Annotated in this window: 13 protein-coding genes; 5 read left to right on the forward strand and 8 right to left on the reverse strand. The window is 59.4% G+C overall.

Annotation, left to right across the window (positions count from 1 at the left end):
• Positions 1 to 20: 20 nt before the first annotated feature.
• The 3 genes from R4P70_RS26440 (at position 21) to R4P70_RS26450 (ending at position 2,072) form a co-directional block, all read left to right on the forward strand.
• Positions 21 to 1,073: a ThiF family adenylyltransferase gene (locus R4P70_RS26440; RefSeq protein ID WP_317832567.1), complete on the forward strand. Its 1,053-nt coding sequence runs from the start codon at positions 21 to 23 to the stop codon at positions 1,071 to 1,073.
• A gap of 275 nt (positions 1,074 to 1,348) precedes the next feature.
• Positions 1,349 to 1,564, forward strand: coding sequence for a LuxR C-terminal-related transcriptional regulator (locus tag R4P70_RS26445; RefSeq protein WP_317832658.1), 216 nt, complete (start codon positions 1,349 to 1,351; stop codon positions 1,562 to 1,564).
• A gap of 118 nt (positions 1,565 to 1,682) precedes the next feature.
• On the forward strand, positions 1,683 to 2,072 hold the full coding sequence (locus R4P70_RS26450; protein WP_042920685.1) for a hypothetical protein: 390 nt from the start codon (positions 1,683 to 1,685) through the stop codon (positions 2,070 to 2,072).
• Here the strand turns inward: R4P70_RS26450 and R4P70_RS26455 are convergent.
• From R4P70_RS26455 to R4P70_RS26465, 3 genes are all read right to left on the reverse strand, one after another.
• Complete coding sequence (locus R4P70_RS26455; protein WP_317832570.1) at positions 2,064 to 3,407, reverse strand: CHAT domain-containing protein; 1,344 nt, start codon at positions 3,405 to 3,407, stop codon at positions 2,064 to 2,066. The genes R4P70_RS26450 and R4P70_RS26455 overlap by 9 nt on opposite strands.
• A gap of 77 nt (positions 3,408 to 3,484) precedes the next feature.
• A complete protein-coding gene (locus R4P70_RS26460) occupies positions 3,485 to 4,924 on the reverse strand; it encodes a hypothetical protein (protein WP_317832572.1) in 1,440 nt (479 codons plus the stop codon).
• Positions 4,921 to 6,462 (reverse strand): hypothetical protein, encoded by a 1,542-nt coding sequence (locus tag R4P70_RS26465; protein WP_042920693.1) that lies wholly within the window; start codon positions 6,460 to 6,462, stop codon positions 4,921 to 4,923. Before R4P70_RS26465 ends, R4P70_RS26460 begins: the two co-directional genes overlap by 4 nt.
• Positions 6,463 to 6,650: 188 nt before the next feature.
• On the opposite strand from R4P70_RS26465, the gene R4P70_RS26470 reads away from it, so the two are divergent.
• Together R4P70_RS26470 and R4P70_RS26475 are read left to right on the forward strand one after the other, a co-directional pair.
• Positions 6,651 to 7,463, forward strand: coding sequence for a hypothetical protein (locus R4P70_RS26470; RefSeq protein WP_317832573.1), 813 nt, complete (start codon positions 6,651 to 6,653; stop codon positions 7,461 to 7,463).
• A gap of 2 nt (positions 7,464 to 7,465) precedes the next feature.
• A complete protein-coding gene (locus R4P70_RS26475) occupies positions 7,466 to 9,913 on the forward strand; it encodes a tetratricopeptide repeat protein (protein ID WP_317832574.1) in 2,448 nt (815 codons plus the stop codon).
• A 23-nt stretch (positions 9,914 to 9,936) separates the two neighbouring features.
• On the opposite strand, the gene R4P70_RS26480 is transcribed toward R4P70_RS26475, so the two are convergent.
• The 5 genes from R4P70_RS26480 to R4P70_RS26500 are packed head-to-tail and all read right to left on the reverse strand — an operon-like array spanning position 9,937 to position 16,432.
• On the reverse strand, positions 9,937 to 10,551 hold the full coding sequence (locus R4P70_RS26480; RefSeq protein ID WP_042920700.1) for a vWA domain-containing protein: 615 nt from the start codon (positions 10,549 to 10,551) through the stop codon (positions 9,937 to 9,939).
• A 14-nt stretch (positions 10,552 to 10,565) separates the two neighbouring features.
• A complete protein-coding gene (locus R4P70_RS26485) occupies positions 10,566 to 12,104 on the reverse strand; it encodes an Hsp70 family protein (protein ID WP_317832576.1) in 1,539 nt (512 codons plus the stop codon).
• 3 nt (positions 12,105 to 12,107) lie between these two features.
• Positions 12,108 to 12,314: a hypothetical protein gene (locus R4P70_RS26490; protein WP_042920705.1), complete on the reverse strand. Its 207-nt coding sequence runs from the start codon at positions 12,312 to 12,314 to the stop codon at positions 12,108 to 12,110.
• A gap of 14 nt (positions 12,315 to 12,328) precedes the next feature.
• A complete protein-coding gene (locus tag R4P70_RS26495; protein WP_317832578.1) occupies positions 12,329 to 14,032 on the reverse strand; it encodes a TRAFAC clade GTPase domain-containing protein in 1,704 nt (567 codons plus the stop codon).
• A gap of 3 nt (positions 14,033 to 14,035) precedes the next feature.
• Complete coding sequence (locus R4P70_RS26500; RefSeq protein ID WP_317832580.1) at positions 14,036 to 16,432, reverse strand: hypothetical protein; 2,397 nt, start codon at positions 16,430 to 16,432, stop codon at positions 14,036 to 14,038.

Raw genomic sequence — 16,432 nt, forward strand, 5'->3', positions numbered from 1 at the left:
CCGCACGTATCAGGACACTGATGGCTGCGGATTCGGGCCTCCGGTTCGTCGATGCGTGGAGTACTGCACGCTCCGAACTTTCCGCCATCGATTCATTCGGCGACGCGGACCGACGCGACTGGGACGATGACCGCGTCGTCGAGTGCGCGAGTCGCTACATCCTGTACCCATGGCGATCAACGCTGGTCCGGTTGCCTGACGCAGAAAACTTCTACCGACTTCGCACCGCTCGAAACCGCTACTTGCTCGACGACGACGAGCAACACACATGGGGCGGGGCACTTATCGGGGTTGCCGGACTCAGCGTTGGATCCTCGGTCGTCTCCGTGTGTTCCTTGACGGGCGCGCGTCGTTTTCGCATCGCAGATCCTGACACATTGGGGCCAAGCAATCTCAATCGCCTAGCTGCGTCCGTCTGCGACTTGGGCGAGCCGAAGGTGACTCTTTCGCAAAGACGTCTACTCGAAATCGATCCCTATACCCAGGTAGATTCCGTCCCTGACGGGTATTCCGAATCCGCTTCGGACAAGTTTTTGGGCGGTGAAGATACCGAGCGTCTATCGGTACTGGTGGAAGAGATGGACGACCTGGCGATGAAGATCGCCATTCGCAAGCAGGCGCGGGAAAAGCGCATACCCGTCATCATGGCGACTGACAACGGCGACAACGTCATTCTCGACGTCGAACGCTTCGATCTCGATGCTGACTATCCTCTGTTCCACGGTAAGGCCGGCGAACTGGCCGGATTGAATGACCAAGAACTCAACGACCCCGCGAACCGCGCTCGGATCGCCAATGCGATCGTCGGATGCCACGTCACCCCGCGAACTCGTTTCTCGCTCACCGAAGTCGGACGGACTTTGCCCTCCTGGCCGCAACTCGGTACTGCCGCCACAGCGGCCGGATCCGTAGCAGGGCTGGCCGCGCGCCTGCTGGTGTGCGGTGCGGACCTACCCTCACGTCGATACCGCGTCGATCTTGACAAGATTCTACTCGGCGATGCTGCCAACTCGACTAGTCGCTGGAACGAACTCGACGAATACTCGTTCACATCCCTCATGGAGAATCGCTGATCACGGGAATCGACATCTGGGCGGACCATATAGAAGCAGTCCACTGATGAAACTCGCCACGGGATCGAGTTCTGCCCTCGACCGAGCCAACACCCCATATCGTCAATTTTTGAGAGTATCCGCTATCTCGGGAGTTCATTCGCAGCCACCACGTGGAGTGACCCCGCGACGGTTCTCCATTCTCATTGAATCTCGAATGCTGGCTTGGCCACCATGCCCCCCGATCGAAAGGACGCGCATTGAGCACTCCCATCTCCCATACAAATGATCCGGGTTTGAGCTCACGCGAGAAAGAGGTACTACTCGCCTGGATTCAGTGCGATTCCAAGTCGGTCGTCTCACGACGATTGTTCATCGCGCCGGGAACAGTCAACACTCACCTGACTCGGATTCGTTGTAAATACGATGAAGTCGGCAGAACGGCATCTACAAAGAGTGCGTTACTGGTACGCGCATTGCAGGACGGGTTGATCGCGATCGACGAACTCTGACGATTCGCAGGGGTCTCGCGTCGGTCCATCAGTGGATACACACCACGATCGTCGAGACCTAGGGTTGAGCGCGCAGCGTACAACCCTAGGTCTGCTGCCTCACAGGGAGCGGTCTTCGATGGGCGACTACGGTGATACGGCTGATCCGCGATGGTCGATCTACATGGTGGCCAAGATCCCCGAATACACCGAAGTGCGAGATGAAGTTCTGCGTCACTGTCGATCTCGACAAGCGAGCATCGACGGTGACCGTCTGTTACATGCAGTCGTATCTGCATCATGGCAATGCCTGCGCGAGTTGTCGATCGGGCGGCGGGACATCACGTGGGAAGCTTTGTGCCTGCTTCGTGCCAATCCCGATTTCGACCATCAGAAACTGGCCGCATACCTGAGCACCAAGGGTGCTGCAGGGATCGCTGTCAACGACAAGCTGTGCACCTACCTAACCCACGTGGTTCCCCGGAGACTCGCAGCCCTGGTCGACTGCGGAAACTTCGACCTAGATTGAACTCGAATGCGCCGACTTTGCAATAGGTTCGGCGGGACGGGCGTCTGCAACTGTGTGGGTCAGCGATGCCCAGACGATTGGGGAATAGGCGAGTTCACCCGAGCTGGATTCCCACTCCCGCAACCGGCTTCGTTGCCACTTGGCTACAGCCTCAACCGGATTAGCTTGATTGTGTGCGCGGTCAACGCTGAGCGCCAGGTCAGCCGTGGGAAGCACCGATCGTCTTACCCCTCCGATTCTGTGGAATGCATCGTCGGTCGGAAGTGTCCAACGGGTAGTGGTCACCAGAGAGGCACCGGAATCCAACAGAGCGACTACCAACCCAAAGGTTTCGGCAGACCGGAAGTCCACACCACCCTCGCACGCGATGAGGGCGACCCGGCAGGGAATGGGCCATATCTCGTGCCCGTAGTTCCGCCGATTCGATCCGTAACGGCGCCAGACTTTTTCGTCCGAACATTGCTGAGTTCCCAGCAGGAAATCCAGTGCGCACAGCGGCAAATGGTAGCCCTCCCGAATTGGTACCATTTCACCAGAGGCCATCGGGGGGCGCACGACCGCAGCCATTCCCCACATGTCATTACCTGATGTGCGGCCTCCCGCTGTATCAAAGAGGTGGATGGAGGCAGATCCAGGCTCGTCCGGCCTCGCGGACACATGCCCAAAGTACAACATCCTGGATCGTCCTGTTTTCAGAGCTTCTGACAATGCCACCCGGTCAAATTTTCGTGGCACCTCAGTGCTGACATCGGTGCCACCGGTCGCGGCGATTTCATCTGAAATACCGTCAAGCAATGCATTTTTCGAGAGCCCGGCAAGCGTCTGCCGAAAGCCGTGATCGAGAGCCGATGCAGGCAGAAGCGGGTCTACAATGTGAAGCGGCGGGAGGTGGTGCACGTCGTCCCAGTGCGGAGGCAGGACGCTTCGATGAGCGTGAACTGTCGCCGGCGGATCGAAGGTCACCACGGCAATGTCGAGCAGTCGCCGACGGGTGTCTACGAATAGTAGTTCCCACGGCACCCGCGCAATTCGAGGACTAGGGGTGATCCTGACGTGGATAATGCCCTGTGCATCGAACCGCTCACCGAGTTGTCGACGCAACGCTTCGGGGAGCACGGCCTCGGCGAGCAGAGCAGCCAACCGTCGCTCGCCTTCGAGAGTAGCGAACGCGCCGCTGCATAGCGCGCGTGTAGCTGCCGACTCCTTGGACTCGATCCCAGTACTCGAATCTTCCGACAACAGCGGCGCAGTCAAGGCATTGTCAAGTAAAGACACTGCTGCGAAAAGGGTTTCGCTGTCAAGACGGACGGCATGCGGCACGTTGGGCATATCCATCCACGTCCACGACAGATACGTGGGGCCGGCATCGGCTGCCCTGACGAGGACAACCTGGGCGTCTCCGTGACCCACCGCTACCACCGCGCTCCCCCTACAGCATCGTCGGATTCTCTACGCGCGATCAACAATTCACACAGGAGGGGATGTCCCCCCGCTTGGACATCGTTGCCGGACTCCACAGCTCGCACATAGCTCTTGATCGCCTCGATTCGCTTGGTCAACAGAACACTCAATACTGCACTGCCGTCACCTAATTCGCTTACCATATTCATCAGTGTCTCGACCGCAAATTCGGCGGCCTCCAAAGATTCCCGGATGAACCCGCGAACTGCGGACATCGCCGCTCGCCGCGTAGCGGAATCCGAAGACGAATCAACGGCATACCGTGCAGCAACTGCGGCGCGTCTCGAGCGCCATGATTCGACCATGAACCTGTCTACTTCAACCAGCGCAGTAAGGGGATCGCCCACGCGAAGATCATGTAGATCGGTAGATGCGTGGAAGACTCCGAAACATGCGTCGGCGAAGGCGTCCTCGCTCAAATCCAGCATCCCGACCAGGTTGTGCCCGTTCCACGTCATAGGAGCGGTCGACAGCAATGTCCCCGATCTGCGATCCGCCGCATAGGCCGACATCTCACACGCTTCACGACAGTTCGAATCGACACCGGGTGCCAACTGCGCCGACAGGATCACACTCCCGGATTCAGTTCCTGCCAAGAGTGTCGCCTCGAGATCCGGCGTGCCTGCGCCTCTCCAGGCGAGAATTCGTAGAGGAAGAACATGCGGATCGGAGTACCCGCTCGACACAGTGGGCCGGAGTGTTCGAACACCGCCTGCCATATCGGTGTCGACGAGACCATGCGACGCAGCGTCCACCAACTCCTCGATCCACCGTCGCAGCGTTTCGTCGTCGAATGTGGTGATTGCCTGTACTTGCGCAGCGATACCGATCATGACGTGGCCCCACGCGGTCTCCGATAGAACGTCAGCCGCTGCGAGAGAAACGATTGCCAGTTCATCTGCTGCACTGCTGGACAACTCACCCCCGAGACATTCGTCGCCAAGAATCTCCAGCGTCGGAGATGCGAGCGCAAAGCGCCCGTATGACTCGACCCTATCTCCGAGCAGGTGTCGCGAAGTAGCGTCATCGAGCATTAGAACACCCTCGTCGATCGGCGCCACCGACCAGCGAGCAATTGCTGCAGTCAACGCACGACGAGTCCACAAAGGATTTAAATGTACGGCAGCACAATATATTTCGCGCCCATTTGAAGCGCCTGCGAGACGCTCGTGGAAATCGGTTTCGGCGCATGCTCCTGACAGTGCCTGGGCGTCACTTCCCTCCGCAACGCGCCAGCGTACTACCGTCGATGTATCTGCCGCATCTACTACCACATCGATTCCGGCAGCAATCGGAACAACCACTTCTGCGACGGAAGGAGCAACGTCGCCGTCCCAGTAAAGATCACCGCCATCAACTTGGATCGGTTGCAGAGTCATCGATTCACTCATCTGTTCGTCTCCGTCAACTCGGTCCATCCGTTGCGATGCTTTCGAAGGTCCTGCAGGACTGCTGCGGATTTCTGTGCCCAGGTTTGCTCGGCGGCTTTGTGCCCGACGATTTCGATACCGTCGCTACCGAAAACATCGTCGTCGCAGATAGCCATCGCCAGGGAACCCTGCAGGAGTTGCAGAACGAGCGTGATCGATTTGTCGGGGGTTGGGGCGAGTGTGTTCGTAGGCTTATGAATGTCGAACAAGTGACGTACCATCGCCCGAGCCGCACCGCGATCGACGAACTCAGCGATTTCAGAAACAGAACCATCGGAAAGTGCCTGGGCGTCCGATGCCAAGAGGTCGAGAACGATCTCGCGTTCCCAACACGGCCACGGCCCGTCGAACGCGCCGCCCCACGGATGATTCGATTCGATCGGACTTTTCGAGACGTACGCATGCGCGCGATCGAACAGGAGTCTCATCAGTACACCCCGATAGCCGAGTGCAACGCCGATCGGGTGTACAGACGACGAAGCATGGTCACTCTCTTGTTGTGCCTCAGGGCTTGTCGACTGCCTTGCCGATTTGAAGACCTTGCGCTGCAAATCCTGCGTCGCACGATTGAGGTTCGACTTGTAGACGCGCACTACGAGGTCATCAGTGAGCTCCACCTCGTCGATGTGAAGCCGCACAAGATTTCGGCGTGCACGACGCCATGCTTCACCGACAACGTCTGAGATCGTATACAGGTTGCTCCCCTGCACCAGGGGCATTTCCGAGTCCGTAACCGCGATACCTGTCTGATCGAGATACCAGTGCAGTCTGGCATCGGCGAATTCAATTTCCTCGACTGTGGGGAGGCGGTCCGCGATGTCGGGTTCACCGTACTCATCAGTCATTCTTTCGATTGCAGCACTGAGAATTTCGAGATCCTCCTGCTCGGACACATCGGCGATTCGATCGAGATAGTCAACCAGCCTGCCGCTGTACGCGCGCACGGCCGAAGCTACTATCGCGTTCTTGAATGGTTCGGCGTCAGCGACAAAACGATCAGCGTGGCCGCGACTGGAAACGACCGCGCCACACGCTTCCGAACCGATCATCGCATTGCGGGCTGCCGTGCGCGGAGGTCCGTCCTCGTACTTCCGTATTGCCGACGCCATGGCCCGAGGCAAGTTCCGCGGCCGCTCCTTCCTCACATTCTGAACGACGTCTGCCGAGCATCGCGCAAACGGATCACCGTACGCAGCGGCAATGTCGCACACCATGTCCCAGATTTCCACGCCGATGGCCGTTTGATTGGTACCCTGCCGCATCCGCCGTGCAGCCTCCGGGACGGTCAGTTCCTCGACCCATGCTCTCGTTCCGAGTTCACTGGTCCACTTCGCCAGATCCTCGGCGAAGTGCTTGACGTTCGGCTTCGGTGACGGTGACGCCTTGACCCACAGCTCGATCAGTTCGTTTCTCGTAAGGGATGCTTCTGCCCGCCGGCCGTCGCTGAGTTCACGGCCGATCCACCATCCACTGGTGGTCAATTCACTGTTCGGCAACATGTCACCTACTCCCCGTAATAGAAATCAGAACTGAACTTCGCAGATTAGTCTCATTGAATGACTTTCGGTCGAGGGTGAACTCGTTCATCATTAACTCGATCGACAGGTAATCGTCCTTCTTGTTCGAAACCTTGCGACTATCGAATCAGACAGGAGGCAGAGTCGACAGTGTCTACCGAAATCGCATCATGAGCGCAATCGTCATCGTTCTCGCGTTCATGATGATGGTGACGTACTTCGTCCTCGGTGGGCAAACCGGCCGCTCGGGTGGGATGTCCCTCCGCCAGAAGTCCGACAGTGGCGAGAACCGGTTCGGCCGATGTTTCCTGGCAGGATTCATAGTTCTGAGCGCACTCGTCGAGCTTGCTCCATCCTCGGGTTCGACCTACGACTCGCCCGTTCAGACAGGCATAGCAGTCGCATTGTTTTCCCTGGCAGTCGGCCTTTTCAGAGGGATTCCCGGAGTCTCCCTCGGGACCGACCTGCTCTATTCCGTCATCGGCCTTGTTGCTCTGGTACCGGCATTGTCGGAACTCACCGCACCGAATATTTGTGGCATCGATTCGAATGTTCCCGTACGGATCGCCGCTGTCGCATTGTTCGTCGTAATCGGGTCGCTGAGCGGAACTGCAGGCTTCTTTCTCGGAGGCGCAAAAATCAGCGAACTGACCGTCGTTGGTCTCGCCTGGTTCGGGGCTATCGATATCGTGCTGGCATTGACCTCACCGGTCGGAGTGGTATCAGGCACGGCGCCGCTGATTCTCGGTCTGGTCGCCGCCGTTGTTCTGGGAGGTATCATCGGAGCGAAACCGGAGTTGGGTCTCCTGGTAGTAGGCACTGCGTTAGGCCTTATCGTGCTGCTTACCTCAGCATCCGGGATAACCACTAGTTGCGACGAGGTTGATTCCGTGGGATCTGTGACAATATTCGTCGCCTTTGCCGTGATATTCGGCCTCGGCCGATTGACTATCGGAAAACTCCTGCCCGGACGCGTCCGATAACTATGGACGACCAACTCTGGCCAAGTCAGCTGTATCTGGACGGAACGGCGCTCGTCGCCGATGGCCGCGCCGGCGATGCACTCGTCCCTCTGCAACTGGCTCTCGACGTCTGCATCGAGACCGGAGAATTACACCAGATCGCGCAATGTCTGCGATGGATCGGGATTGCACAACACGAAATCGGACTGGCCGAAACTTCGATCGAGACGTTAGGCCACGCATTGGACATGTCGGCCCATGTAGACGACCCCGAACTGACGGCCGACTGCTCGGGCTTGCTCGGTGAGGTCTACGAACAGGTCGGCAGATTCGACGACGCAGTCGAGGCGTTTCGTCGAGCCGCAGTCGGATTCTTCGCCATCGGGAACCTGCCGGATTCGGCGGACTGCCGTGAACGCGCCGGATCATGCCTCATCGAGATGGAGGACGCCGATTCCGCCAGAGTCGAGTTCATCACGGCGCGTGCTCTTTACGACGAGAACGGCGGGCCCTTGGACGTTGCTCGTTGCCAGTACTTCATCGGACTCACCTCGACGGTCTCGGGGCTTGCCGATGCCGAGTTCGAGCTGCGCTCGGCAATCGAGTACTTCGCATTGACCGAGCACCGAGACGCCGAAGGCGACTGCTGGGAGCAACTCGGAGACCTCTACTTCGACACCGGGCGCATTGCGGACGCGGTGTCGTCGTATAGTGCCGCGATCCCACTGCACACGAGCACCGGACAGACGAGTAGCAGCGCACACTGCTACAAACAGTTGGGACTCCTGCAAGTACATCTCCGCTCCCCCCTCGACGCGATCAGTTCCTTGTCGTCTGCCCGCGAACTTCTGGCCGAAGAGCATCCGGACGAGGCAATCGGTATCGATATCGGACTCGGAATGATCTACGAGGATCTGGCTCGGTACCCCGACGCAATTTCCGCCTATAGCCTCGCGCGGCAAGCATATACAGATCTCGGTGACACCATCGGTGCGGCAACGTGCACCATGCACCTGGGGACTGTCCGAATGACGTCGGGCGATCTGATCTCTGCCGAGCACCTGTTGGCCAAGGCACTGTCGGAATTCGACGCGTCAGAGCAACCCGTGTTGCGTGCGACGTGCCTGCGGTATTGCGCGGTACTATCGCGCGAGAAGTTCCAATTTTCCGCCTCAGAAAGACTTTTGAACCAGTCGCTCGGGCTGATATCAAACTTGGACGAGCCCGAGTTGGAGTCGGATTGTAGACAAGATCTGGCAGTACTGCTGATGCAGAACGCCGAATACGAATCGGCAATCGAGAAACTTGAATCTGTTCAAACAGCATTCGCCGACTTGGGCATCTTCGAGAAGTCGGCCCAATGCCTTCAAACCATCGGCGTATGTCTGCTCTCGCTTGGACGGTACAACGATGCCGAACGTGCACTGCTCGAGTCCCGAAAAGTATTCTTCGACAACGGAATCGAATACGGAATAGCAACCAGCGACTCACACGTGAGTCAGGTCTATCTCGAAACCGGAAGACTCACGGAGGCAGAGTCGGCATTCTCCCGGGCTCATGCGACCTTCATGGAACTCGGCTTGGTCGACCGAGTTGCGATGGTCGAGCAGAACACCGGGGGTTTGCATATCGCGAGAAAGAACTTCGACGCGGCCGAAGAGGCATTTACCCGGGCCGCAACACTGTTCGACAGGCTCGGCCAACGCGGTCGAGCTGCTGTGTGCCGCTGCAACATCGGGGCCGTCGCCTTTATGAAATCAGATTTCGGTCGGTCCAAGAAGCTGTTGGCGGCAGCATTGGAAGACTTCGGATCAGAACCGGCCTATCGACGAAATGTCGGCTGGTGCGAACGCAACCTCGCGTGCGCCGAGATCATGGAGGGAAATCATGACCGGGCCTTGGTCCACCTCGGGACTGCTCGGAAGCAGTTCGAAGACCTCGAGACCATGATCGACGTTGCAAAATGCGATTTCCTGGCCGCTGCGTCCATCGACCAGACCTCCGGCGGTGAGCGTCTGCGGGAGGCCCTCGAACTTGCGCTTCCTGCCGTTCGCTACCTCAACGCACAACGGTTCCAATTCTCGCTTGCCGGTATGCGAATGGCCTGGGAGGCAACCGTTGCGCAATGGATGGCCGAAATATTTCGATGGGCCGATCAATTGGGCGATCAGTCGTTGATGAGCGAACTCATCGAATCGACTATCAACTCCGGAACACACGTAGCAGCAGTCTCGGCGCATCCCGTCACGATGCTGGTGGACGTCGAATCGACATCGCCGGGGATGCTAGCCGACGCTGCCGACTCGATCATGGGCGGAGCCGGTCTGCTGGTTGCCGGTGCGGTACTCCCGATGCTCCCTCCACCACTACTGCGAATGCCTAACGGACACATTGCACTTGAATGTTACCTCCACTCGATGACCACGCGATACGGCAGCATCGCAGCGTCTGCGATGGTGACGGTGGCCTGAGGCCGACCGTCACCGAACGTCCGTCACCGCACCCTACGAATCAGGCCCGACGTCATTCCGGCGATCGCGTCCGCGATTCCTCCGGAGTCCGCCACTCTCGCCTTGGAATCCCGCTCGTCGGAGATCACGGCAAGCATCTCGGCACTGGCCATCCCCAAACCACAAGTGATGATTCGGATTCCGTCCACGGTCAGAAGCGAAGCCGCTCTCTTTGCCGCGTCGACCGGCCCCAGGTCACCGTCACCGAAGATTGCAAGGACTCGGTCACCGGCAGGGCGTTCCATCAGCATCTTGTGCGCCTCCGCCAGGCACGGAACTATGTCATTGTTGCCGCGGACCTGTGCAGAATCGAGAAGCTCGCGTGCCGAGCGCGGCGACCGCTCCAACGGCGAGCGCCCTACCACGTCATGGTCCCAGAGCAGCATGCCCACGGAGTACCCGTCCTCGACCGCCTCGTCGATAAATCGAGCGCAGCCCGTCTTTGCCTCCGCGAGCCGCTCTCCGTACATCGACCCACTGACATCGAGCGCAAGAATCACCGAGCCACTCAAGCTCGCCTGCAAGAGTTCCAGGTTCTCACCGGGAGGCGATTCGGTGACCGGGTGCCCGCCGAACCTCTTCTTCGTCCAAGTTGCCATTCCACAGACCTTCGCTAGGTGGATAACATCAGGCCTGCAACAGCCTGCCGCTGCTCGACGATTTCGCCTTCGTCGAGGGTTCCTTCCATGAACGCCTCCATCGACAGTGGTCGATTTCGGCCGTCGGTCATCTCCACGGACAGTCGACCGTCGACGGCGACCGAGATCAGTACCTTGATTTCCGTTCCTGCCGGCGCCTTCTCCAGACCGGAGACTTCACAGTCGAAAATGATCCGGTTGTCAGCGGGATCTTCGCTTTCGACCGCACCGGCCTGTTCGTACAGGCGGATACGAACCTTGTCCTGATTATCGAAGATGGTCGAGACCGCGGTCACGGCCTTAGTCACGGGCAACGGCGTGTTTGCCTTGAGGATGTGCCGGACATACGGCTGCTCTCGCCACGGATGCGCACTCGAATGGATGAGCAGCCCAATCGAACGGGGCAAAACCGAGTTGATTCGATCACCGCCCGGCAACGCGTGCACAGCCGAAGACCCCGCCAACCGACTCGCCAGCCGAGCAGCGCCCTGCGCCACAACTTTGTCCGGATCACCGATCAATATCGGGACGTCGAACATTCGGTTCAGTTCATCCCGGATCATCGGGAGTCGGGTCGAACCACCCACCATGAGGATCCGGGCTACCGGCGGCGCACCGAGGGACGCCGCTGCCCGTCGAACACGTTCCACAGACGCATGACATTGCAGAACCAGGTCTCGGCACACCGCCTCGAACTCGCCCTTGGTCACGGTAATACCGAACCGCGCCTTACCGAAACGAAACCGGCCGCTGGCACTTTCACGCACACTGAGCTCGCGCTTCAGCCGTTCTGCCTCGGCCCCGACCACAGCAACAAATTCGTCGTCGTACCGGCAATCGTCGACGTCCTCGACGACAGCCTCGATCTTGTTCCACAGCAGCTCGACCATCCGCTGATCCCAATCGAGGCCACCAAGAGCGGACTCCCCGTCGACGGCCCAGATCCGCGGCGGTCCGGACAGCGTTGCAGCCACAACCGCCACGTCGAAAGTCCCTCCGCCCAAATCGAATACCAGAGACGAACCGGCGGCAGGGTCCGCAGCGTCGTAGGCATAAGCCGCTGCGGCCGGTTCAGCGAGCAACTCGAGACAGTTCAGGCCCGCAATTCTGGCTGCCGCAAACGTCGCTTCCTTTTCCGCAACACCGAAATACGCCGGTACTGTGATCACCGCCTGGATCTCGGAAATCCCGACTCCGAGAACCAACGCGGCGTCCTCGGCAAGTCGTCGGAGAATTATTCCGGAAATTGCTTCCGGCGTGTACGCGACACCGCCGAACTCCTGACGGTGGTCCTTTCCCATGGAGCGTTTGATTCCGACCACCACATTGTCGGGGTCCTCACCCATCATCTCTTTGGCATCAAAGCCCACCGACACTTTCGAGCCGGAAAAATGCACCACCGACGGTGTGAGTTCCCGATCGTCGGGGGTTCGGACCAGTTCGATTCGGCCGGTGCGATCGGCTGCATACACGCACGAGTACGTGGTTCCGAGATCTATCCCAATGGCAACCATCGATCAATCCCAGGGGAACGGGATCAGGCTCGAAAGCTGCACACGGATGTTCTGCGCCCACGCGTACCACTGATCGAACAACTCCTGGCCACGCCCGTCCTCGAGCAGATACGCCGTCAACAGCCACGCCAGAATGATCAGCAGGACAATGTGTACCGCGCTCCACGCATAGCGGAAGGTCCAGTAGATTGCCGGGATTCCGTTTCGCAACTAAATACACCTACCTAACTCGGACTCGCGACAGGCGTCGCGAGGAGAGAGATCTTGGTGTTCGACACGTCGAGCACCCACTGCAGTACCGCGACGGGGTTCCGCGGATCGTCGAGAGCGAGCGAGCTCATGGAGTCCACCGCAAAATAGGTCACCTTCTCGAAGTCGTCTTCGATACGCCGGACCAGACCGTCCTCACCATGACCGTTCAGCCACTGGCGAATTCCTGCGGAGTTTCCCGGTGTTAGTTCACGACCGGCAGTAAGGCTCTGCAGGACATCGATTTTGGTAAGAACGACAGCCAGATTCCTTCGACGCAAATCGACATTCTCGGCTCGTAGTCGGTCGACAACGCTGGCGTAAGCGTCCTCCTGATCACCGACCGCAATCTCGACGCGGCGTGCGCCTCCGCTCCGCTGGACCTCCTCGCGGATGTTCTCGAAAGCGAGCGGATCCAACACCACAAGCAGAACTCCGGCACTGTCCATGTAGTGGAGACTTTGCGTCATATCCATATTGGTGAACGACTCTCCGGCCGCGTCCATCATCTGAATCTCGATGGTTCGACCATTGACATCGAGTCGATACGGGAGGCCCTCCGGCTGCGCCCGGACCGGAGTCTTGGCCGTCTTCTGTGATGTCTTCACAACATCTTTCGCGGCCGCCAAGAAGTCTGTCGACGCGGGCGACAGTGGAACGATCTCCCCACCCCGAGTTTTCACGTGCGCGTCGAGAGCCGCGGTACCGGCCGCGAACAGTCTGGTCTTACCCGCACCGACACTGCCGATCGTCGGGATCTGAATTGTGTACCGCGTACCTGCTCCCTCCGCAAGGGCGCTGTCACAAAACGGGCAGACGGCATCAAGCACTTTGGCCGCCTTGCCGACTGTCGTCGGCAGGCTCGTTCGGCACGCGCAGCGTCGACGAATCATGCCCAGCGGGCCCGGTGAGATATCACGATGAATGACCTCACAGATTGGATTCTTGCACTTGAAACTGGGCGTATCCGTTTCCCGGTAGCAGACATGGCACTTGAGAGACGCCTTCGCGCGTCGGCGTCCGAGCTTCTCGCTCCACCGATACAGCGTCACCCACACCACCTGGATCAGGTACACGGCACCACCGAAGACCAGCATCGCGATCAACCAGAACGCGATGGACACCCACGTGGCCACGAAGAATCCTGCAGTGGGTACCGCAGCGAAGAGTATCCAGAGAAGACCTGGAATAGTCGTCGTCGCTGCAGACGCCACACCCTTCGAACCGGATGGGGCCGAGCCCTTGGATTTTCCAACCTTCATTGCCGACGCAAGATTCGCCGGCCGAGTCCGGGTCCAGACGGCGCGAAGGAGCAGCTTTGTCTCGGCGGTCACCGCGAGAGCGTCCAAACGAGCCTGGTACGGGTTGTACACGGGCCATGCCCGGTCCCAACCGAAGTGCTTCTGCATTCCCCTCGGCGGAATCCTCATTACCTTGTTGTCGACAACTTTGTCCGGAGTTGCGATCGCAGGCTTGACGGACGCTTTGCCGCTCAGCACCCGCAGCGGTATCAAGAGGCCGGCGATCAGTCCGGCGATCAGTCCGACCGAGAAGGAAACTATCCAATAGAAAACAAAGAGCGCCAGCATTCTCATGAAGAGTGCAAGAACCACCCACGCGACGAAGACTGCTGCAGCAATCGCGATACCCACAAATATGAGTGAGCCCAGATCATCCACGGATCAGCCCTCCTTTCCGAATAACCGCTTACCCCCGCGGACAAGATTTCGAGCCATGCGGCCCTTCTTGCTCTCCCCCAGCAGCTCGTCCCACGCGCCGGCCCACTCGTCAGGAAGATCGTGCTTGAGGTCCTCGACCTGCATCCGGCTATCCCGGCTGTCAGCCAATTCCGTGAGGAATTCCGTGGCACTGTCCGCCTGGACCCCGAGCCCCTCGACGCTGTGGAACAGCGCGACTTCAAGCGTCACGACCGGGTCCCGCTCGAACCGTCGTCTCAGTTCCTCTGTCATCGCAGTACCGCAGACATCGCCGGCCTCACGGACAAGCCTTCGCAGTGCCCGCGTATCACGCGCATCGATGAGCAAGGTGCCGATCTCGATCATGAAGAACGATCGACAGGATCCGATCCGGGTGGCAAACTCATCGAGTGCGCGATTCTCGGGGAAGTCGATAGATTGATTTGCCGCAGCGTAAGCTCTTGACAAGAAACGCATTTCGTCGAGTATCGGGTCGAGATCACGACTCTCGATCCGAACCCCTCTGCCGAGCAGCGCCTTCAGAACCGGTCGTACGGCCGCCCCTTCACTGCCGACCTGCTCCCGGATGCGATCGATTTCCTCGGCAAGCCACCGACCCAATGACGGCGATACAATTCGAGTGCGATCGATCCATTGTCCGATCAGACGCGCGTCTGCAGCCAATTCGACACCCGCCAAGACCACCCGCCATGCGCCCGGGGGTATCGACGCGGAACGGCGCTCGTCACCGAGCAGAGCTGCGCGTTTTTTCGGCGGCACCACCGCAATGCGAGCCGCGGCGATCCACCCGTCGAGCGGCGTACGCATTTCCGCGGAGACCCAATCCCATTGCCCACCAATGAGATCTGCGGTCACTTCCCGGTCCCCCTGTTCAAGTAGACCAACTACGCGCTGCACGGTTCCCACCGTGGTTTCCTGCCGATACATTCGGTGCATCCGATCGTCCGACAGCCCCGGATTCCTTGCCCAGAACTCCTCGAAGCGTGCGAGGCCATCACGGACAGAATCCGGATGAGCCTCGAGCGCAAAGGCATTCGCAACCACCATCAGATCCGACATCGCCTCGGCCGGAGCACCGTTGACGGCTTCGACCCAGCTGTTTTGGTACTGGCGTATATACATTCCCAACGCCGGATCAGCCGGGGACTGAGTCGACAATTCATTCATCTCTTGCGCCCAGGCGATGACCAACGCGGAGTGGTTCGACACAGCTCGAAGTGTCTGGGCCGCAATACGGAAACCGAACTCGTCAGCACCAACCCGCCGCGCCGACCACAATGCCCGCGCAGCAGTTCTCACATCGTCCTCGGTGTCGAAATGTGCCTGCTGAGTGGCTGAAGAAAGCTCGTCCGCATACATGGCCAGATCGTCGGCTTGTCCCGACTCGACCAAACTGATGACCGCCCGCACGGCGGCGTCACCGTCACCGTCGACCAGACCGGAACCGCCGAGTTGGACCAAGCGCGCCACCCGAGTCGCATCGTCGGCCCCCATCGCCGGCTCCCAGGTACGCGCCAACTCGACAGCAGCCAGAGCGTCCTCGGCATCCAACTCGGTGAACCACTCGGCCTGATCACGAGCAGACCGAGACGCCTCCACCGGCGTCGATTGGCGATTGAGTACGTCGAAAACGTTGTAGGCTCCGCCACCGACACCAAGCGGCGGCGGATCGAACACCGAACTGGTACCGACAATCGCCGCGTCCACCGCTAGCGGGTTCTTGACCAGCGCAGCGAATTTGACGGAAACAGCCAGTTCGAGATCGAGAAACAGCGTGCCCAGCGCAATCCACTTCATGACCACCTCGAGGTCGTCGTGGACGATGACCAATTTCTTCGACCGCTCCGCGACCGACTCCTCGATCATCGTGAGGAATGCCGGAAACATCTCGATTGCCCACGAATCGTCGAGCAGCCCGTCCTTCAACTCGGACGCCTCGAACTCGGGATCGATCTCCAGCGGAGTCACCCAGGACTCGAGGTTTCGCTCTGCCTTCTCGAGACACCATCGCCGCGCACCGAACAACTGAGCGGGACGATAGGGTGCGAAGTCCGCGATATCCCCAGTCACGACCGACTGAGTCAGCTGATTTCCCGGCCGACCGTTGTTGGTCTTACCCGTCGAGCGCCCGCGGGCCAGATAAAACCGCTCCCCGACCGGTCGATAACGACACGACGGCGGGTGAGCCAGCGGATCGTTGTCGATCGACCAACCCGTCACCACCTGATGCAGCAGATACTCCTGCACCGCACGACGATCCACCGGTGTGAAACCTTCGGACGCACCCTGGAAGTTGAACCCGTCGACCCCGTCCAAAGATTCCGCCCCGGTGCTGTCGGTGTAGATCGAGACGTCGAACAC

It is taken from the genome of Rhodococcus sp. IEGM 1241, from assembly GCF_033142365.1.
GTDB classification, from domain to species: domain Bacteria; phylum Actinomycetota; class Actinomycetes; order Mycobacteriales; family Mycobacteriaceae; genus Rhodococcus_F; species Rhodococcus_F erythropolis.